Origin of the sequence: Massilia solisilvae, from assembly GCF_024753215.1 — a bacterium.
Classification (GTDB): domain Bacteria; phylum Pseudomonadota; class Gammaproteobacteria; order Burkholderiales; family Burkholderiaceae_D; genus Telluria; species Telluria solisilvae.
This window is the reverse complement of sequence record NZ_JANUGV010000002.1, coordinates 117,127-136,226: the sequence shown is the minus strand read 5'-3', so window position 1 is coordinate 136,226 and position 19,100 is coordinate 117,127. Positions and strand designations below refer to the sequence as shown.

Annotated in this window: 14 protein-coding genes; 6 read left to right on the top strand and 8 right to left on the bottom strand. The window is 66.6% G+C overall.

Features of this window, described 5'->3' with window-relative positions; translation table 11 throughout:
* Nucleotides 1-24 precede the first annotated feature (24 nt).
* Nucleotides 25-2,904 carry a TonB-dependent receptor domain-containing protein gene (locus NX773_RS08790; RefSeq protein ID WP_258855972.1) on the bottom strand — a complete coding sequence of 960 codons (2,880 nt, stop codon included), beginning with the start codon at nucleotides 2,902-2,904 and terminating at the stop codon, nucleotides 25-27.
* 317 nt (nucleotides 2,905-3,221) lie between these two features.
* Here NX773_RS08790 and NX773_RS08785 point away from each other — a divergent pair, with 317 nt between their 5' ends.
* The 3 genes from NX773_RS08785 to NX773_RS08775 all read left to right on the top strand — a co-directional run bounded on the left by NX773_RS08785 (nucleotide 3,222) and on the right by NX773_RS08775 (nucleotide 6,781).
* Nucleotides 3,222-4,841, top strand: a complete 1,620-nt coding sequence (locus tag NX773_RS08785; protein WP_258855971.1) for an NAD(P)/FAD-dependent oxidoreductase — start codon at nucleotides 3,222-3,224, stop codon at nucleotides 4,839-4,841.
* A 3-nt stretch (nucleotides 4,842-4,844) separates the two neighbouring features.
* The gene (locus NX773_RS08780; protein ID WP_370662235.1) at nucleotides 4,845-5,702 is read left to right on the top strand and encodes an EamA family transporter; all 858 of its coding nucleotides are present in this window, start codon (nucleotides 4,845-4,847) and stop codon (nucleotides 5,700-5,702) included.
* A 68-nt stretch (nucleotides 5,703-5,770) separates the two neighbouring features.
* A complete protein-coding gene (locus NX773_RS08775) occupies nucleotides 5,771-6,781 on the top strand; it encodes an acetamidase/formamidase family protein (protein WP_258855970.1) in 1,011 nt (336 codons plus the stop codon).
* Nucleotides 6,782-6,889: 108 nt separating this feature from the next.
* Here the strand turns inward: NX773_RS08775 and corA are convergent, their stop codons facing one another.
* The 5 genes from corA to glnA all read right to left on the bottom strand — a co-directional run bounded on the left by corA (nucleotide 6,890) and on the right by glnA (nucleotide 12,740).
* Nucleotides 6,890-7,855, bottom strand: a complete 966-nt coding sequence (gene corA / locus NX773_RS08770; RefSeq protein WP_258855969.1) for a magnesium/cobalt transporter CorA — start codon at nucleotides 7,853-7,855, stop codon at nucleotides 6,890-6,892.
* 199 nt (nucleotides 7,856-8,054) lie between these two features.
* Nucleotides 8,055-9,527, bottom strand: coding sequence for a nitrogen regulation protein NR(I) (gene ntrC / locus NX773_RS08765; RefSeq protein ID WP_258855968.1), 1,473 nt, complete (start codon nucleotides 9,525-9,527; stop codon nucleotides 8,055-8,057).
* 61 nt (nucleotides 9,528-9,588) lie between these two features.
* Nucleotides 9,589-10,665: a nitrogen regulation protein NR(II) gene (gene glnL, locus NX773_RS08760; RefSeq protein WP_258855967.1), complete on the bottom strand. Its 1,077-nt coding sequence runs from the start codon at nucleotides 10,663-10,665 to the stop codon at nucleotides 9,589-9,591.
* 7 nt (nucleotides 10,666-10,672) lie between these two features.
* Entirely contained in the window at nucleotides 10,673-11,197 is a 525-nt protein-coding gene (locus tag NX773_RS08755) for a DUF4124 domain-containing protein (RefSeq protein ID WP_307728516.1), read from the bottom strand.
* Nucleotides 11,198-11,324: 127 nt separating this feature from the next.
* A complete protein-coding gene (gene glnA, locus NX773_RS08750) occupies nucleotides 11,325-12,740 on the bottom strand; it encodes a type I glutamate--ammonia ligase (RefSeq protein WP_258824053.1) in 1,416 nt (471 codons plus the stop codon).
* Between the two features lie 280 nt (nucleotides 12,741-13,020).
* On the opposite strand from glnA, the gene NX773_RS08745 reads away from it, so the two are divergent.
* Complete coding sequence (locus tag NX773_RS08745) at nucleotides 13,021-13,479, top strand: rhodanese-like domain-containing protein (protein WP_258855966.1); 459 nt, start codon at nucleotides 13,021-13,023, stop codon at nucleotides 13,477-13,479.
* 39 nt (nucleotides 13,480-13,518) lie between these two features.
* Here NX773_RS08745 and NX773_RS08740 read toward each other — a convergent pair whose 3' ends face one another.
* Nucleotides 13,519-15,468, bottom strand: coding sequence for a CocE/NonD family hydrolase (locus NX773_RS08740; RefSeq protein ID WP_258855965.1), 1,950 nt, complete (start codon nucleotides 15,466-15,468; stop codon nucleotides 13,519-13,521).
* 232 nt (nucleotides 15,469-15,700) lie between these two features.
* Here NX773_RS08740 and NX773_RS08735 point away from each other — a divergent pair, with 232 nt between their 5' ends.
* Both NX773_RS08735 and NX773_RS08730 read left to right on the top strand, forming a co-directional pair.
* The gene (locus NX773_RS08735) at nucleotides 15,701-16,915 is read left to right on the top strand and encodes an NAD(P)/FAD-dependent oxidoreductase (RefSeq protein ID WP_258855964.1); all 1,215 of its coding nucleotides are present in this window, start codon (nucleotides 15,701-15,703) and stop codon (nucleotides 16,913-16,915) included.
* Between the two features lie 58 nt (nucleotides 16,916-16,973).
* Nucleotides 16,974-17,780, top strand: a complete 807-nt coding sequence (locus tag NX773_RS08730) for a helix-turn-helix domain-containing protein (protein ID WP_258824048.1) — start codon at nucleotides 16,974-16,976, stop codon at nucleotides 17,778-17,780.
* Here the strand turns inward: NX773_RS08730 and NX773_RS08725 are convergent.
* A complete protein-coding gene (locus NX773_RS08725; protein ID WP_370662249.1) occupies nucleotides 17,777-19,096 on the bottom strand; it encodes a TAXI family TRAP transporter solute-binding subunit in 1,320 nt (439 codons plus the stop codon). The two genes, NX773_RS08730 and NX773_RS08725, sit on opposite strands and share 4 nt — an antisense overlap.
* Nucleotides 19,097-19,100 lie beyond the last annotated feature (4 nt).

The following is a 19,100-nucleotide window of genomic DNA, read 5'->3' as shown; positions in this document are numbered from 1 at the left end:
CGCGCCGCCGTGCCCAGCCGTCGGTTAGAACGTGTAGTTCAGGCCGAGGCTGTAGAAGCGGCCGATTGCGCCAGCCTGGTGCAGCGATGCGTTATACGCAGTCTGCGCGCCAGCGTTGCCGTAGGTCGAAACGTCGATCGGCGGCTGACGGTCGAACAGGTTCAGGATCGAACCCTTCAGGGTCAGGTTCTTGCTGAGCTTGTACTGCACGTTCAGGTTGGTCGTGGTGAACGACGCAACGTGGCAGTAGTTGCCCGGCTGGACCAGGTTCTGGAAGAAGTTACGGCCACCAACGTCACCGGCGGTCGAGGCGCAGTCAGTACCGCCCACCGACGGATCCAGGCTCGAGAAGTCGCTCACGTAGTTCATCGTGCCGGTCACGTCCAGCGGGCCGCGGGTCCAACCCAGGGTGAACTGGGCGCGGTCTTTCGGGTTACCGGTGGCGCCACCGACGACCGACGGGCCATGGGTGCCGGCCAGCTGATAGGTCACGCCGTCAGCTGCTTCGGTGATGTAGCTGAACACGTGGTTGACCGACAGGCCGGCACGCAGGGTGCCCAGGTCGCCCATGTTCCAGCGGTAGCGCACGTCAGCCTCGATGCCGCTGGTCTTGGTGCCGCCCAGGTTGATGTACGGCGACTTCGCGTACAGGATCGGACCAGCTGCCGGCAGGCCAACGTGGCTGGTGCCGTCGCCGTTCGAGATGTCGACCGGGGTGATCGGGCCACGGGCGAAATCCGGGAAGAAGGTCGGATCGTTGCCGGCTGCGGTCACGATCTGGTTCTTCACCTTGATGTTGTAGTAGTCCAGCGACGCGTTCAGGTTCTTCAGCGGCTCGATGATGATGCCGAAGTTGTACGAGTCCGACTTCTCCGGTGCCAGGTTGCCGCCGGTGGTCTGCACGTAGGTCGGGTTGATCGCGCAAGCGCCGGTCACGACACTGCCGGCGTTGGTGTTCTTGCCGCCTTTGCAGTTGATCGGGTCGTTGATCACGTTAAACGTGAAGAACGAACCGGCATTGCCGGTCTCGGCCGGGTTCGGGGCGCGGAAGCCGCGCTCGTAGCTGCCGCGGAAGCCGATCATCTGCGACGGGGTGAACTTGAACTTGGCTGCCGGCGTGAACGAGTTGCCGTAGGTGTCGTAGTGGTCGTAGCGGCTCGAGAAGTCCAGTTCCAGGTTCTTGATCGGGGTAGCCTGCAGCTCGGCGAAGATCGCGCTGTTGGTTTCCTTGCCGATCACGAACGCGTCGGTGTTGCCGGTGCGGCCGATGCGCGACATCTCCGACGGCGGCGCGTTCTGCTCACGCTTGTGCCAGTGCACGCCCACTGCCAGGGCCAGCGGGCCGGCGCCCAGTTGCATCAGTTCGCGCGAGCCGACCACGTCCACGTAGTTCAGCTTCGATTCCATGTGGTTGGAGAAGCGCGGCGAGATCTTGTCGACCAGGGCCGGCGAGTTGCCGCCTGCCGGGTTCCAGCCGTTCGGATCGTTCGGGTTCGCGCCGTATGCGTTGATCGCGGCGTACAACGCGGAGCGGTCGAGGTAACCGCTGTAGTCGATGTCCAGCGCAACCTTGGTCAGGCCGGCGGCGGCGTTGATGTCCCAGCCGAAGGCGTTGCCGCGCAGGTCAGCCGCGAAGCGGGTGCTCTTCGAGGTGTTGTCGCGGGTGATGGTCGGATCCACGCCCGGGACATAGCCGTACATGCGGGCGGCCGCGCCCAGCTTGTTGAACGAAGCGGTGGCCGGGATCAGGGTGCTTGCCACGCGGCCGATGCCGCTGGTCAGCACGCCGTCCCAGTAGGTGGTGGTGCCGCCGAAGGTGGTCGGGTTGTAGGCCAGCGGGTTGGCGCCGCGGTTGTTGATGCTGTTACGCTGGAACATCGAAGCCTTCAGGCCCAGTTCCCAGTCGCCCGCCAGCTTCTTGGTGAAGCCGGCCATCACGTTGACGTTTTCGGTCGGCGGCGCGATGTACGAGAAGGTGTTGCGCACGGCGCAGCCACCGGCACGGTACTTGGCAAAGTCGCAGTCCGAAGTCAGGAACTGGTAGTTGGCCGGGTTGTCGACGTTGGCCACGCCGGCCGGGTTGGTGCCTGCCGGGTTGTACAGGAACGGAACGTTGGTCGCTGCCAGCTTGCCGTTCAGGCTGGTCGGCACGCCCAGGTTCAGGTTGTTACCGCCGCGCGAGCGCCAGTCCGCGTTGTCCCACTGGAACATTTCGCGGTCGGACATCTTGATCGCGCCCTGGCGGCGCCATTCGGCCGTCACGTAGGCGTTGTAGCCGTCTGCGTCCAGGTCGCCGAAGCCGGTGCTGAACGAAGCGCGGTGGGTCTTGCCGCCGCCGTGCTGGGTGTTGCCGGTCTCGGCGCCCAGGCGGGTGCCGGTCAGGTTTTTCTTCAGCTTGATGTTGACCACGCCGGCGATGGCGTCCGAACCGTACAGCGACGATGCGCCGCTCTTCAGGATTTCGATCGATTCAATCGCGTCGAACGGGATCGAGGAGACGTCCACGAAGGAACGCTGCGAGTCGTCCGACAGCGGATACGAGGCCATGCGGTGGCCGTCGATCAGCACCAGGGTTGCGCCGACGGTCAGGCCGCGCAGCGACACGCCGGTGGCGCCGTTCGCGAACGCGCCAGCGAAGCCGGTGCCCAGGGTGCCGGCGCCGTTGGCGGCCAGGTCGGTCAGCAGCTCGGCGACCGAGGTCTTGCCGCTCTTCTGGATGTCGGCGGCGGTCAGCACTTGCACCGGGGCCGTGGTCTCGGTGTCGGTACGGCTGATCAGGGAGCCGGTCACGACCACGCGCTGGATGTTTTGGCCATCTTGCTGTGCGAACGCAGGGGTCGCAAACAGCGCGCCGCTGGCGATCACGGACGCGATCGCGAAGGGCATCGACTTCATTTTCAACATGATTTACATCTCCTTGGCATTTGCTTGGGATTGCTGTTTTTTCTCTTCCTGCCGGTTGCCCGACCATTCCGGTGCCGGCTCGGTACGGATCTGTATGTCCATACGTGAGGGCTGAATGGGAACACAATCAATTGCTTAATGTCAATCGAACAATTAATGGACGATTAAAAACCAACACTTTTGAGTAAAGACTGCACGCAAAAACATGGATTATCGAAACATACATACCTCTCGCGCTTTCCCGGTTTTGGCGGGCGAAGGTTTTTCCGCTGCATCTGCGCCGCAGGTAAAATAGCGGATTGCCCCAGGAACCGAACATGCTGCGAATCACTGAACTGAAGCTTCCCCTCGACCACGCCGACGACGCCCTGCCGCGCGCGATTGCAGAGCGGCTCGGCATCGGCCAGCAAGCGCTGCGCCACTACAACGTGCACAAGCGCGCCTACGACGCGCGCCGCAAATCGGCCATCGTGCTGATCTACACGATCGATGCCGAGGTGGCCGACGAACAGGAGGTGCTGCAACGTCACCACGGCGACCCGCACATCGGCGTCACGCCGGACATGGGCTACCACTTCGTGGCCAACGCCAGCATGCTGCCGCCGGGCAGCGAACGCCCTGTGGTGATCGGCATGGGCCCGTGCGGCCTGTTCGCGGCGCTGATCCTGGCCCAGATGGGCATGCGCCCGATCGTGCTCGAGCGTGGCAAGATCGTGCGCGAGCGCACCGTCGACACCTTCGGTTTCTGGCGCCAGCGCAAGCTCAACACCGAATCGAACGTGCAGTTCGGCGAAGGCGGCGCCGGCACCTTCTCGGACGGCAAGCTGTACACCCAGATCAAGGATCCCAAGCACTACGGGCGCAAGGTGCTGACCGAGTTCGTCGAGGCCGGGGCGCCGGAGGAAATCCTGTACGTCTCCAAGCCGCACATCGGCACCTTCCGCCTGGTGAAAATGGTCGAGCACCTGCGCCAGAAGATCATCGACCTTGGCGGCGAGATCCGCTTCGAAACGCGCGTGACCGACATCCTGGTCGAAGGCGAAGGCGCGGCGCGCCAACTGCGCGGGGTGGTGCTGGCCAATGGCGAAACCATCCCCACGCGCCACCTGGTCGCGGCGGTGGGCCACAGCGCGCGCGACACCTTCCAGATGCTGTACGAGCGCGGCGTGTACGTCGAGGCCAAGCCGTTCTCGATCGGTTTCCGGGTCGAACACCCGCAGTCGCTGATCGACGTGTGCCGCTTCGGTCCGAACGCGGGCAACGAGATCCTCGGCGCGGCCGACTACAAGATCGTGCACCACGCCTCCAATGGGCGCTCGGTGTACAGCTTCTGCATGTGCCCGGGCGGCACGGTGGTGGCAGCGTCGTCGGAGGAAGGACGCGTGGTCACCAACGGCATGAGCCAGTACTCCCGTAATGAGCGCAACGCCAACAGCGCGATCGTGGTCGGCATCACGCCGGCCGACTATCCTGGCCACCCGCTGGCAGGCATCGCGTTCCAGCGCGAGCTGGAGTCGCGCGCCTTTGTGCTGGGCGGCGGCAATTACGACGCACCGGGCCAGCTGATGGGCGATTTCGTGGCCGGCCGTGCGTCGACAGAGTTCGGCTCGGTGATCCCGTCGTTCAAGCCGGCGGTGCACCTGACCGACCTGTCCACCGCCCTGCCCGAGTATGCGATCACCGCCATGCGCGAGGCCTTCGTCGCCTTCGACAAGCAGATCAAGGGCTACTACAAGCAAGACGCGGTGCTCACCGGCGTGGAGACGCGCACCTCGTCGCCGATCCGCATCAAGCGCGACGACGACACCCTGCAAAGCCTGAACACGCACGGCCTGTTCCCGGCCGGCGAGGGCGCGGGCTACGCGGGCGGCATCATGTCGGCCGCCATCGACGGCATCCGCGTGGCCGAAGCGGTGGCCCGCTCGATGGTCGCGTAAGGCGTGGCCAGCACCACCGGCAATCCCTTCGTGCCCGCGCTGGCGGTGGCTGCGGCCATGGTGTCGCAGTACGCCGGCGCGGCCTTCGCCAAGCACCTGTTCCCGCTGGTGGGCAGCGAAGGCGTGGTGGCGCTGCGCGTGGGCCTGTCCGCGCTGATCCTGCTGGGCTGGTTGCGGCCGTGGCGCGGCCTGCCCACGCGCGCCGAGCTGCCCACGCTGCTGCTGTACGGCGTCACGCTCGGCTGCATGAATCTGCTGATCTACCGCGCGTTCGCGCTGATCCCGATCGGGATCGCAGTGGCGATCGAGGTGACCGGGCCACTGGCGCTGGTGCTGCTGTCCTCGCGCCGCCCGCGCGATTTCAGCTGGCTTGCCTGCGCCGCGTTCGGCCTGTGGCTGCTGCTGCCGCTGCATGCCGGCGCCGCCGACCTGGACCCCAAAGGCATCGCGTATGCGTTCGGCGCGGCGGCGTGCTGGGCGCTGTACATCGTTTTCGGCAAGCGCGCATCGTCCGTGCAGGGCGGCGGCGTGGTGGCCTGGGGCATGCTGGCGGCCAGCCTGTTCATCGTGCCGGTGGGGGCCTTCTACGCCGGCAGCAGCCTGCTCGCACCAAACGTGCTGGTGGGCGGCCTGGCCGTCGCGGTGCTGTCCTCGGCCCTGCCCTACACGCTGGAGATGATCGCGCTGCGGCGCCTGCCGCGCCGCGTGTTCGGCATCATGGTCAGCTCGTCGCCGGCGGTCAGCGCACTGGCCGGTTTCGCGGTGCTGGGCGAGCGCCTGGGCGCCATCCAGTGGCTCGCGATCGCGCTGGTGATGCTGGCCTCGGGCGCCAGCGCCTGGACCGGAACGCGCGACGCCTGAGTGTGGACAGCAACCGGGCCGGTGCGTAGACTAGTCCGGTTGCCAACCCGCCCACGAAAGCCCTGCCGATGCGCCGCCTTGCCCTGCCCCTGCTCGCCCTCGCCTGCTCGCCGCTGTTTGCCGCCGACTACGTGCTGCCCGCCACGCCCTCCACCGTGGCGTGGGGCTACTACTCGGGCCTGGCCAAGCCGGCGCTGACCGTGCATTCCGGCGACACGGTGCGCATGCAAACCCTGTCCACCTGCGGCTCGCCCGAGCGCATGATCGAGCGCGGCGTAAAGCCCGAGCAGATCCCGCCCTACACCGCCGCGATCTACGAGGAGGTGACGGACAAGGGGCCGGGCGGCCACATCCTGACCGGGCCGGTGGCGATCGCCGAAGCCGAGCCGGGCGACGTGCTGGAAGTGCAGATCCTGAAGGTGGACCTGGACGCGGACTTCGCGTGCAACGCCTTCGGGCTGGGCAAGGGCTTCCTGCCGATGGACTACCCGTACAGCGGGTCGAAGATCATTCCCCTGGATCGCAAGAACATGATCGGCCACTTCGGCCCCGGCATCGAGATCCCGCTCAGGCCCTTCTTCGGCAGCATGGGCGTGGCCCCTGCCGGCGGCAAGATCGACAGCGCGCCGCCGTTCGCGCACGCCGGCAACCTGGACAACAAGGAGCTGGTGGCCGGCACCACGCTGTACATTCCGGTTGCGGTGAAGGGCGCGCTGTTCGAGGCCGGCGACGGCCACGCGGCGCAGGGCAACGGCGAGGTGGACATCACGGCGCTGGAGACCTACCTGTCCGGCACCTTCCGCTTCGTGGTGCACAAGAACCGCCACCTGGTGTGGCCGCGCGCCGAAACGCCGACCCACTACATCTCGATGGGCTTTTCCAAGGACCTGAAGGAAGCGACCGAGCTCGCGCTGCGCGACATGATCAAGTTCCTGATGGAGGAAAAGCACCTGTCGCGCGACGACGCCTACATGCTGTCCAGCGCGGCGGTGGACATGGAGATCACGCAGCTGGTGGACGGCAATGTGGGTGTGCACGCGATGTGCCCGAAGAGGATCTTCGCTTCCCCACACCGCTGAACGATCCGTCGGGTGGGCGGGGTGAAGCTGGCCAGTGGCCAGCTGAACACCCACGCGTTCAACCAGTGCAGGCGTGAGCTGAACGCGTGGGCAGGAGACCTGCCCACCCTACAGCCAGCCGGATTTCTTGAAGCGGTAGTAGAGGTAGCCGCACACCACCACCATGATCGCCACCGCGACCGGGTAGCCGTAGTGCCAGTGCAGCTCGGGCATGAATTCGAAGTTCATGCCCCACAGGCCGGCGAACGCGGTGAACACGGCAAAGATGGCCGCCCATGACGCCAGCCGCTTGGTCACCTCGCCCTCGCTGATCGTCACCAGCGACAGGTTCACCTGGATCGCGGTGCTGATCGTGTCGCGGATGGTATCCAGGCGCCCGTTGATGCGAAACAGGTGGTCCTGCACGTCGCGGAAGTAGTCCTGCACCTTGGTGGCCAGCGTGGGCACGCGCCCGCCGTGCAGGCGCCCGACCGCCTCCAGCAGCGGCGTGACGGCGTGGCGCAGCGTGAGCGACTTGCGCTTCAGGTCATACAGCTGCTCCACGTTCTCGCGCTGCGCGCGGCCGCGGAAGATGCGCTCCTCGATATGGTCCAGCTCCTCCTCCAGCGCCTCGATGACCGGGAAGTAGCGGTCCACCACCGCGTCCATCAGTGCATATAGGACGAAGCCGGAGCCTTTTTTCAGCAGGTGCGGCTCGCGCTCGGCGCGCGCGCGCACGCCCAGAAAGCCCTGCAGCGAGTCGCGCCGCACCGACAGCACATAGTTGGGGCCGGCGAAGACCGCGACCTCGCCCAGCGCCAGTTCGCCGTCCTTCAGTTCGACCGTGTGCATCACCGCGAACACCGACTCGCCATATTCCTCGATCTTGGGACGCTGGTGGCCGCGCATCGCGTCTTCCACGGCCAGTTCGTGCAGGCCAAACTCCTCCTGCATCTTGGCCATCTCGGCCTCGTCGGCGTCGCGCAGCGCCACCCAGACGAAGCAGCCGGGCTTGGCGAGATAGTCGCTGATGTCCTCGACCGGGATGTCGGAGAGCTTTTTACCTTCCTGGTAGGCGACGCAGTTAATCAGCATGAGGACGAAGGGCAGACACGGATAAACGGAGCTTACACCATCCGTGAGATCAAACGTCGTGCTCCAGCGCACCCACTCGCGGGAAAAAGCACCCGCAACCCAAGCACCGTCATCCCGGCGAAGGCCGGGATGACATGCTGAGGTTGCGGGCGGGCCGTTACAAATGCACCGGCTCGCGTAATTCCAACCCCAGGGCGAATCAGCCGTCGTCGCGCGCGCCGTCGATGCCGAGCTCTGCGATCTTGCGCGTGATGGTGTTGCGCCCGATGCCCAGCCGCTGCGCCGCGTCGTTCTTGCGCCCGTGCGTGAACTTGAGCGCGGCCTTGATCAGCGCCGACTCGAACTGCCGCCCCAGCACGTCCATGATCTCGTGGTTGCCGGCACTGAGCATGCTGGCCGCCTGCAGCTCCAGCAGCCCGGTCCAGCCGTCGGGCGCCGGCGGCACCGTCATGGGCACGCCCGCGACCTCCCCTTGCGCGGGCGCCGGCAGCGCGCTCACGGCAGGCAGCCCCGCCGTCTCGGTGGCCAGGTCGCGCGGCAGGTCCTTGACTTCGACCATCTGGCCCGGCGCCATCACCGTGATCCAGTTGCACAGGTTTTCGAGCTGGCGCACATTGCCGGGCAGTTCCAGCGTGGCCAGGTAGTTCACCGCTTCATCCGACAAGCGCTTGGGTTCCACCCCAAGCTGGTGCGCGCTTTGCACCAAAAAGTGGCGCGCCAGCAGCGGAATGTCCTCGCGCCGCTCGCGCAGCGGCGGCAGGCGCAGGCGGATCACGTTCAGGCGGTGGTACAAGTCCTCGCGAAACAGCCCGTCGCGCACGCGCTGTTCCAGGTTCTGGTGGGTGGCCGCGATCACGCGCACGTTGGCCTTGACCGGCTGGTGGCCGCCCACTCGGTAGAAGTGGCCGTCCGAGAGCACGCGCAGCAGGCGCGTCTGCAGGTCGAACGGCATGTCGCCGATCTCGTCGAGGAACAGCGTGCCGCCCTCGGCCTGCTCGAAGCGGCCGCGCCGCATCGCTTGCGCGCCCGTGAACGCGCCGCGCTCGTGGCCGAACAGCTCCGATTCGAGCAGGTCCTTGGGGATGGCGGCGGTGTTAATCGCCACGAACGGCTCGCTTGCGCGCGGGCTGTGCTTGTGCAGCGCGCGCGCCACCAGCTCCTTGCCGCTGCCCGATTCGCCGGTGATCAGGACCGTCACGTTCGACTGCGACAGCCGGCCGATGGCGCGAAACACCTCCTGCATCGCCGGCGCGTGGCCAAGGATCTCGGGCGTCTCGGCCGGCATGTTCTCGACGCTGGCCTCCTCGCGCAGGCTCTCCTCGAGCGCACGCCGGATCAGGGCCACCGCCTTGTCGATGTCGAACGGCTTGGCCAGGTAATCGAAGGCGCCGCCCTGGAACGAGGCGACTGCCGAATCGAGGTCCGAGAATGCCGTGATCACGATGACCGGCAGGCCCGGGTGCTTGTCCTTGACCGCCTGCAGCAGGTCGAGCCCGGATTCGCCGGGCATGCGAATGTCCGACACCAGCACCTGCGGCGTCTCGCGCTCGAACGCGGCCAGTGCCTCGCGCGCGCTGGCGAAACTCTTCGTGTCCAGCCCATCGCGCGCCAGCGCCTTTTCCAGCACCCAGCGGATCGATGCGTCGTCGTCGACAATCCAGATTGGTTTCATGTGTTTCGTGTTCCCGCGCTTGTGTGGTTCGACATTGGACAGGGACACCGGCGCGCCGCGCTTATGGCAGCGGCAGCAGAATGCGGAAATCCGTCAGTCCAGGCCGGCTTTCGCACTCGATCACGCCCATGTGCTGCTGCACGAAGGTCTGTGCCAGTGTCAGCCCCAGTCCACTGCCGCCCGACCTGCCCGACACGAGCGGGTAGAACATGCGGTCGCGGATTTCGGGTGCGATGCCCGGTCCATTGTCGATGATATGCAAGTCTAATGCCAGCCCGTAGCGAACCTTGGCCAGCGTGACCTGGCGCGCCACGCGGGTGCGCAGGATGATCTCGGCGTCGCCGGCCGCAATGCGCGGCGCGAGCGCCTGGGCGGCGTTGTGCGCGATGTTGAGCACGGTCTGGATCAGCTGCTCGCGGTCGCCGCGGAACTCGGGGATCGAGGTGTCGTAGTCGCGCTTGATGGTCAGCCCGGTGGGGAACTCGGCCTGGATCAGGCTCCTGACGCGCTCGCACACTTCGTGGATGTTGACGTCGCCCACGATGTGCGGGCGGCGGTGCGGCGCCAGCAGGCGGTCCACCAGCACTTGCAGGCGGTCGGCCTCCTTGATGATCACCTGCGTGTATTCGGACAGCTCGGCCGCGTGGGCCGGCGGCAGCTCCAGCTCGAGCAGCTGGGCCGCGCCGCGGATGCCGCCGAGCGGGTTCTTGATCTCGTGCGCCAGGTTGCGGATCAGCTCCTTGTTGGCCTGGCTCTGGTCGAGCATGCGCTCCTCGCGGTCGAGCTTCTTCTGCTGCACGTTCTCGCGCAGCTCGATGACCACCTCGTTCTCGCCCGCGCTCGAGACGATCGTGTGCACGTGCAGCGGCTCGCGTCCGGTGCGCTCGAGCGTGAGGTCCTGGCGGCGGTCGGACCAGCGGTGCGCAAGCGCCTCGCGGCACAGGTCGGCCAGCTCGGCGCCGTTGGTGAACAGTGTGAGCAGGGTCGAGCGCGTGAGCTGCTTCTGGGAGGTTTCGATCAGGTTTTCGGCAGCCGGGTTCGCGTAGCGCACCGCGCCTTCGCCGTCCACCAGCAGCACGGCGGAGGCCAGCAGTTCGAGGCCATTGAAGCGGCCGGGGGCCGGGTCGGGTGCGCTCATTGGATGATCATTTGATGTTGGCGATCTCGCGCTTCAAGGCTTCGACGTTGCGCTCGGAACGCGCGATATCGTCGCGCATCTGGGCCACGCGCTCCTGGTACTTGGCGTAGTTCTTCTCGTTGCCCTGGCGCTCGGGCTCGCCATTGTTGAAGTCGCGCTTGAGGTCGGCCAGCTTCTTCTCCTCGTTGCGCAGTTCCTCGTTGAGGATGCCGCGGCGATCGTCGTCGCGTGCCTTTTGTTCGTAGCTGCTCACGCGCGGGAAGCTGGCCGGGCTGCTGGCCGCGGGCGGCGTTGCCGCCGGGCGGCCGTTGCCGGCCTGGCGCGCGGGCGCCTGGCGCAGCGGCGGCGCGGAGATGAAGCCCGGCAGGTCGAGCGGCTTGCAGCCGCGCTTGGCCGTGTCGGTGAACTCGATGCGGCCGCGCTCGTCGACGCACTTGTACACCGTCGACTGGGCCTGCGCCGGAACGAGCGCGAACAGCCCGGCCGCCAGCAGCGGCGCGGCGCCAGGCAGGCGGCGCATCAGTGTTGTCATTCCCATCTGTCAAGCGGCACGGCGAACCCGTGCATGAATTCGAACCAGCCCGAATATACCGCATCCACGAAAAAAAACGGGGAAAGCCTGCCGGCCCTCCCCGTTTTTTCGCACATGCGCGTGGCGATTACGACGAGTAGTACATGTCGAATTCAACCGGGTGCGTGGTCATGCGCATGCGTTGCACTTCCTGCATCTTGAGCTCGATGTAAGCGTCGATCATCGAGTCGGTGAACACGCCGCCGCGGGTCAGGAACTCGCGGTCCGCGTTCAGTGCAGCCAGCGCTTCTTCCAGCGATGCGCACACGGTCGGGATCTTTGCATCTTCTTCCGGCGGCAGGTGGTACAGGTCCTTCGATGCCGCCTCGCCCGGGTGGATCTTGTTCTGGATGCCGTCCAGGCCAGCCATCAGCAGCGCGGCGAAGCACAGGTAGACGTTGGCCAGCGGGTCCGGGAAGCGCACTTCGACGCGGCGGCCCTTCGGGTTGGCCACGTGCGGGATGCGGATCGAGGCCGAGCGGTTGCGGGCCGAGTAGGCCAGCTTGACCGGCGCTTCGTAGCCCGGCACCAGGCGCTTGTACGAGTTGGTGCCCGGGTTGGTGATCGCGTTCAGGGCCTTGGCGTGCTTGATGATGCCGCCGATGTAGTACAGCGCGGTCTCGGACAGGCCGGCATAGCCGTCGCCCGCGAACAGGTTCTTGCCGTCCTTCCAGATCGACTGGTGCACGTGCATGCCCGAGCCGTTGTCGCCCACGATAGGCTTGGGCATGAAGGTGGCGGTCTTGCCGTAGCTGTGGGCCACGTTCCAGATCACGTACTTCATGGTCTGGGTCCAGTCGGCGCGCTCGACCAGGGTCGAGAACTTGGTGCCCAGTTCGTTCTGGCCGGCGCCGGCCACTTCGTGGTGGTGCACTTCGACCGGGATGCCCATCGATTCGATGATCAGGCTCATTTCCGAGCGCATGTCCTGGAAGCTGTCGACCGGCGGGACCGGGAAGTAGCCGCCCTTGACGGTCGGACGGTGGCCGCTGTTGCCGCCTTCGATTTCCTTGTCGGTGGCCCACGACGACTCTTCCGAATCGATCTTGACGAAGCAGCCCGACATGTCGATCTTCCAGCGCACCGAGTCAAAGATGAAGAACTCGGGTTCCGGGCCGAAGTAGGCGGTGTCGCCCACGCCCGACGACTTCAGGTAGGCTTCGGCGCGCTTGGCGATCGAGCGCGGGTCGCGGTCGTAGCCCTTGCCGTCCGACGGTTCGATCACGTCGCACTGCATGAAGAGGGTGGTCTCTTCCATGAACGGGTCGATGTTGGCGGTGGACGGGTCCGGCATCAGCAGCATGTCCGATGCTTCGATACCCTTCCAGCCGGCGATCGACGAGCCGTCGAAGGCGTGGCCGGACTCGAACTTGTCCAGGTCGAAGTGAGACACGGGAACGGTCACGTGTTGCTCTTTGCCGCGGGTGTCCGCGAAACGGAAATCCACGAACTTGACTTCGTGCTCCTTAACCATGTCCATTACGTCTGCGGCGGTCTTTGCCATTCGTATCTCCTAAGTGAAAACGGGTGTCAGCCTGAGGCGGGGTCCAACGGGCGACTGTTGACTGCCTGAACTAAAGCAGGTTCCGTGCCAGCCATCGCGCATGAATAAATGCGCAATCTGTCTTTGGAAACCGTGCAGTTTACCCATAAAATCTTTGCGTCACCTTACAAAATGAAGCGTGCGCCATGGCGGTGCATGCACTGAATTGGTGCAATTTATTGACGCAGCACCAAAATGGTGCGCCGTGCACTGCCGCGCAGCATCCACTCAGGGAACCGACATGAGCACTATCGAACACATCCTGGAAGAGGCCCGCACCCGCGCCCCGGGCCAGCCGTATGCGGGCGCCGTCACGCCGCAAGAGGCGTATGCGCTGCTGCAGGCCGACCCCAAAGTCAAGCTGGTGGACGTGCGCACCAATGCCGAGCGCGACTGGGTGGGCCGCCCGGCCGTGCCCGAGGCGCAGCACGCCGCGGTGCAGTGGAACCTGTACCCGGGCGGCGTGCCCAACCCCGAGTTCGCGCAGCAGCTGGCGCAGGTGGCCCGGCACGACGACGTGCTGCTGTTCCTGTGCCGCTCGGGCGTGCGCTCGCGCCACGCGGCGCGTGTGGCCACCGAGATCGGCTACCCGAACGCGTTCGACATCCTCGAAGGTTTCGAGGGCGACCGCGACGCCGACGGCCATCGCAAGACCGTCGGCGGCTGGTGCAAGCACGGGCTGCCCTGGATCGGCGCCTGAGCTGCGCGCCAGGGCGCGGCGCAGGCGCCCTGCCCGCGCTTACGGCGTCGGCATCACCAGCACCTGCAGGCCGGACGGCGTGCCCGGTGCGTGGTACACGCGCTGGGTCGCCTTCTTGAAGTCTTCCGGTTTCGCCTGCGGGATCGAGGTGAAGGTCTGCGGGTTCAGGTCGATCAGCGGGAACCACGAGCTCTGCACCTGCACCATGATGCGGTGGCCGCGGCGGAAGGAGTGGTTCACGTTGCCCATGTCGTAATTGATCTCCTCCACTTTACCCGGGGTGAACGGCTCGGGCTTCTCGAAACTGTGGCGGAATTTGCCGCGCAGCGGATTGCCGCGCACGAGCATCTGGTAGCCGGCCATCGTCGTTGACGGCGGCGGCACGTCGCCGCGGCGGCCGTGCTGCTCGCCCGAGCCCGGGTACTCCTGCGGGTACACGTCGATCAGCTTGACCACCCAGTCCGAATCGGTGCCGGTGGTCGAGACGAACAGCTGCGGCCTGACCGGGCCGGCGATGGTCAGGTCCTCTTCCAGCACCTCGCTCTGGTACACCAGCACGTCAGGGCGATGCGCGGCGAAGCGCTGGTCCGACACCGGATACTCCTGCGGCACGTCGGTGGTGGCATAGCCGATGTAAGGAACCGGTTTCCTCGGGTCGGACACGTACTCGTCGTACGCGCTGCCGGCCGCCGGCTGCTGCCAGCTGAGCTTGCCGTCGGCGCCGAAGTACAGCGTACGCGGCTTGGCCTGCACCGGCGGCCAGGCGCTGTAGCGGCGCCAGATGTTCGAGCCGGTTTCAAACGCGGTCACTTCGGCGATCGGCCGCGCCGGCTTGGCGCCCTTGAGGTGCTCCTCGAAGAACGGGAACTGGATCTCCTTGCGGAAGTACTCGGAGGTCTTGCTGTCGAACTGCACGTGGCCCAGGCTCTTGCCTTCGCCGCGCGCCCAGCCGCCGTGCACCCACGGACCGATCACCAGGCCGCTGAAGGTGGCCGGGTTGTACTTCTTGACCGCGTGGTAGATGCTGAACGGGCCGGTGGGGTCTTCGGCGTCGAACCAGCCGCCAACCGACAGCACGGCGGCCTTCACGTTCTTCATGTGCGGGGCGATGGCGCGGATCTTCCAGAACTCGTCGTAGGTGTCGTGCTCGATAGTCGGCACCAGCAGCGCGCGCTGCTTGTCGGTCATGGTGGACAGGATGTTCGGCAGCGTCAGGTGCTGCAGGAAGAAGTCGTAGCCATCGGCCTGGCCGTAGTCGAAGCCTTCCCACTTCTTCGGCAGCGCGGTCGGGTTTTGCGCGGACGTGAACGCGGCGTAAAAGCCGAAGTTCGCGGCCAGCATGAAGGCGCCGCCATGATAGGAGTCGTCGCCCATGTACAGGTCGGCGATCGGCGCCTGCGGCGAGGCCGCCTTGATCGCCGGGTGCGAGTCGATGATGCTGGCGGCCGTGTAGAAGCCGGGATAGCTGATGCCGTAGATGCCGGCCTTGCCGTTGTTGTTGGGGATGTGCTTGAGCAGCCAGTCGACGGTGTCGTGCATGTCCTGGCTTTCGGTGCCCTCGCCGGCCGCCAGTTTGGCATTGACGTGCGGCGTCATCTCCTGCCACTTCCCTTCCGACATATAGCGGCCGCGCACGTCCTGCTTGACGAAGATGTAGCCCGCATCCTCGAACTCCTTCGACGGGCCGATCGCTTCCGGTACCCAGTCCTCGCCGTAATGCAGCTCGCCTTCGGCCTGCACACCCGCGCTGTACGGGGTGCGGTTGATCAGGAACGGGTACGGGCGCGAGGAATCCTTGGGTACGTACACGGTCGTGAACAGGCGCACGCCGTCGCGCATCGGGATGCGGAATTCGTACTTGGTGTAGGTCTCGCGCAGGCTGCGCTTGGCGGCGGGGGCATCGGCGTGGACGGCATCGACGGCGGCCGCATGGGCGACGCCAAACGCCAGCGCAAGGCTCAGGGCAAGGACGGAAGGCAGGCGGGGCATGATTTCCTTTGATTAATAAAAAGAAAGCCGCCAGTGTAAATCCAATCACCGGAAGTCGTCGGATTTTTACAATCGGGCAGGTACCCGCTGTCAGTACGATCTCCCCACTACCCCGTCGTCCCGGCGCAAGCCGGGACCCATGCTGAGTTCCCGAAGTCGCGAGCTGTGCATGGTCCCCGGCTTTCGCCGGGGCGACGGTTCGACACGCATTGCTTACAACAGGAGATCGACCATGTACGACGTAGTGATCGTCGGCGCGCGCTGCGCCGGCGCCGCCCTCGCGCTGCTGCTCGCGCGCCGCGGCATGACCGTCGCGGTACTGGACCGCGACGAATTCCCCAGCGATACCTTGTCCGGCCATTACCTGCACCAGTGCGCGGTCGCGCGCCTGGCAGGCTGGGGCCTGCGCGACGGCCTGGCCGCGCTGGGCGCGCCCGCCCTGCAGGGCATGCTGCTGGACCTGGACGGCGTGGTGCTGGAGGGCGAGCCACTGGCCGTGGACGGCGAGCGCTTTGCGTTCTGCCCGCGCCGCCACCTGTTCGACAGCTGGCTGCTCGAGCAGGCGCGCGCGGCGGGCGCACATGTGCACACGGGCGTGCGGGTGGACGGCCTGCTGTGCGACGCCGAGCGCGTGCGGGGCGTCGTCGGGCGCTCGCGCACCGGCGAGCGGCTCGAATGGAACGCGCGCCTGGTAGTGGGCGCCGACGGCATGCAGTCCACCGTGGCGCGCCTGGCCGGTGCCCGCATGCTCGAAGAACGGCCCAGCTACGCCTGCAATTACTACAGCTACTGGGATGGCCTGGAGCTGGGCAGGGCCGAGCTGTACGTGCGCGGCGACGGTGTACGCCGCTTTGCGGTGGCAGCGCCCACCAACGACGGGGCCACCATCATCAACGTGGCCTGGCCGCAGGAGGAACACGAGCGCCTGCGCGGCGACATCGAAGGCGCCTACCTGGCCACGCTGCGCGCCCTGCCCGGCCTGTGGGAAAAACTCGATGGCGCCACTCGCGAACCGCGCCTGCAGGGGCTGGTGAAGAATCCGAACTTCATCCGCCAGTCGGCGGGGCCGGGCTGGGCCCTCATCGGCGACGCGGGCTGCCACAAGGACCCGGTCACGGCGCAAGGCATGGCCGACGCGCTGCGCGACGCCGAGATGCTGGCCGATGCGATCTCGCTCACCAGCGGCGCCAACCTCGACACCGCTGCCAGCACCTACGAGGCCGCGCGCAACCGCACCATCGCGCCGATGTTCGACTACACCTGCACGCTGGCCCAGCTCACCAGCCCACCGCCCGAGATGCGGGCGCTGGCGCAGGCCATGCAAAGCCAGCCACGGGCGCTGGCGCGCTTTTTCGGCGTGATGGCCGGTTCCGTGACCGTGCCGGAGTTCTTCGACCCTGCCAACCTGGGCGCGATCATGCAGGGCGCGCCCGAATGCGTGCCATGACGCTCGTTTGCACAGGCCGGCGCAGGACGTCTACAATTGGTCACACAAGGGGGAAACCATGCGTGTGAGGCGTTACCTGCCGGGCGTCGCGCTCGACGACGCGGTCGAGGCATACACCCTGCTCGAAATGGACAAGGGCACGGCAGCGCAGCCCTTGCGCATGCTGCCGCCCCTGTCGATCTCGCTGTGCCTGCACTACGGCGGCCGCGTGCTGGCCGGCTACCGCAGCCAGACCGACGCGGTCGGCAGCGCGCTCACCGGCATGCACACCGCGCCGCGCACCTATGGCACCGACGGCCAGGTCGGCATCGTGCTGGTCACCTTTCGCGCGGGGGCCGTCGGCCAGTTCTTCCGGCTCGGCGCGCACGAGCTCCTGCACCTGAACGTGGAACTGTCGGACCTGCTGCCGCCGGGCGAACAGGAACGCATCGAAGAGGCGCTGTCGCGCGCGCGCGAAGACGGCGCGAAGGTGGCCGCGGTGGAGCGCTTCCTCACGCGCCTGCGCACCGAGCAGGCGGCCGACCTGCTCGCGCGGCGCGCTGCCGCCGTCATCGAACGGCATGGCGGCGAGGTGTCGATCGCGCGGCTGGCCGCGGCACACCACGTGAGCGAACGCCAGCTCGAACGGCGCTTTACGCGCGCGGTCGGCATCTCGCCAAAAAAATTTGCGCGGCTTGCGCGCTTTCACCGCATGTTGGGAAAAATCGGCCAGGCCAGCTCGGTTGCCGACCTGGCGGCGGCCTGCGGCTACTACGACCAGAGCCACCTGATCAAGGAGTGCCGCGAATTCTCGGGCGGCTTTTCCGAGCTGCTGCCGCAGGGCGAGCTCACCAGCCTTGTGTTCGCCGGCCGCGCTGCCGGCTAGGCCAGCGCCGCCCTCACCCGCTGCCGCACGAAGTTGATGTGGCTGCGCAGCTCATAAAGCGCATCGGCGAAGGCCAGCGGGATGCTGGTCTGGTTGACGCGCCGCTCGATATCGTCGAGTCGGCGCATCAGGTCGGGCAGCGCCTCGGGGCGTTTGTCCGCCTGCGCCGCCTCCAGCGCCTGCTCGACCGCGCGCAGCTGCCCGTACCAGCGGTACACCCGCGAACGGATGCGCCACACGTACAGCGGCGGCACCACCTTCGACAGCGGGATCAAAAGCGCCAGCAGCGGCACGATCACCACCCACATCCGTTCGAACAGATTGGCCAGCCAGAAGCGCATGTAACGCTGCAGCAGCGGCGGGCCGTCGCGGTAGAAGCGCGCCGCCTCGTGCGCGACCGGGATCTCGGTATAGCGCGGGGTCGGGAACTGGCCCTGCTGCTGGAACCAGCCGGCGCCGCCGTGGATCTCGGTGGCGGCCTGCACGAACAGATCGATCAGCGCCGGATGCAGGCCCTCGCGCGCGACCAGGGTGGCGGTGGGCGCGATCAGCTGGTAGTCCTTGGACGGGATGTCGCGCCCGAGGTCCACGATCCCGCGCGGCAGCACCACGTGAGTGAGGAACGGCAGGCGCCGCGTGTAGGCCTCGGCCTGGGTAAAGTCGAACAGCTTGATGCCGGGCGTTTGCAGCAGCATCTGGATCAGCGGCGCTTCGGGCGCGGAGCTGAACACGAGGCCGTCGATGCGGCCCGCCAGCAGCTCCACGGTGGCGGGCGTGTTTTCCAGCGCGCCAAGGCGCAGCTCGCCCGGCTCGACGCCGTTCACGGAAAGGATCTGGCGGAACAGGTTGGGCACGCCCGTGCCCTCGGGCCCGACGTTGATGGTCAGGCCGCGCAACTGGGTGAGGTTGTCGACCTTGACCGGGTCGCGCAGGAACAGCCACACCGGCTCGGTAAACAGGCTGCCCAGCGAGACCAGGCCGCGCCGCTCGGCCTGCGCCTCGTTGGTCGAGCCGCTTTGCACGAAGCCGATGTCGGCGCGGCCTTCTGCGAGCCGCTGCAGGTTTTCCTGCGAACCGAGCGAGCGCTGGAGCGTGACCTGAATGCCGTTCTTGGCCAGCAGTTTGGCGTACTGGCGGCCGAACTCCTCGTAGGCGCTGTTTTCCTGACCGGTGACGAGCACCACCTGGCGCGGCGGCGCGGGATCGACCAGCAGCCATGCGGCCACGCAGGCCGCGATCACCAGTACCACGGTCGGGCCGAGCGCCACCAGCATGTCGCGCAGCGAGATCGTGCTGAACTTGCGCACGTTCGACATTACG

What these genes read in the sequence shown, in the direction of transcription:
- NX773_RS08790 (WP_258855972.1), bottom strand. Translation starts at nt 2,904, where the DNA reads ATGTTGAAAATGAAGTCGATGCCCTTCGCGATCGCGTCCGTGATCGCC.
- NX773_RS08785 (WP_258855971.1), top strand. Translation starts at nt 3,222, where the DNA reads ATGCTGCGAATCACTGAACTGAAGCTTCCCCTCGACCACGCCGACGAC.
- NX773_RS08775 (WP_258855970.1), top strand. Translation starts at nt 5,771, where the DNA reads ATGCGCCGCCTTGCCCTGCCCCTGCTCGCCCTCGCCTGCTCGCCGCTG.
- corA (WP_258855969.1), bottom strand. Translation starts at nt 7,855, where the DNA reads ATGCTGATTAACTGCGTCGCCTACCAGGAAGGTAAAAAGCTCTCCGAC.
- ntrC (WP_258855968.1), bottom strand. Translation starts at nt 9,527, where the DNA reads ATGAAACCAATCTGGATTGTCGACGACGACGCATCGATCCGCTGGGTG.
- glnL (WP_258855967.1), bottom strand. Translation starts at nt 10,665, where the DNA reads ATGAGCGCACCCGACCCGGCCCCCGGCCGCTTCAATGGCCTCGAACTG.
- NX773_RS08755 (WP_307728516.1), bottom strand. Translation starts at nt 11,197, where the DNA reads ATGACAACACTGATGCGCCGCCTGCCTGGCGCCGCGCCGCTGCTGGCG.
- glnA (WP_258824053.1), bottom strand. Translation starts at nt 12,740, where the DNA reads ATGGCAAAGACCGCCGCAGACGTAATGGACATGGTTAAGGAGCACGAA.
- NX773_RS08745 (WP_258855966.1), top strand. Translation starts at nt 13,021, where the DNA reads ATGAGCACTATCGAACACATCCTGGAAGAGGCCCGCACCCGCGCCCCG.
- NX773_RS08740 (WP_258855965.1), bottom strand. Translation starts at nt 15,468, where the DNA reads ATGCCCCGCCTGCCTTCCGTCCTTGCCCTGAGCCTTGCGCTGGCGTTT.
- NX773_RS08735 (WP_258855964.1), top strand. Translation starts at nt 15,701, where the DNA reads ATGTACGACGTAGTGATCGTCGGCGCGCGCTGCGCCGGCGCCGCCCTC.
- NX773_RS08730 (WP_258824048.1), top strand. Translation starts at nt 16,974, where the DNA reads ATGCGTGTGAGGCGTTACCTGCCGGGCGTCGCGCTCGACGACGCGGTC.
- NX773_RS08725 (WP_370662249.1), bottom strand. Translation starts at nt 19,096, where the DNA reads ATGTCGAACGTGCGCAAGTTCAGCACGATCTCGCTGCGCGACATGCTG.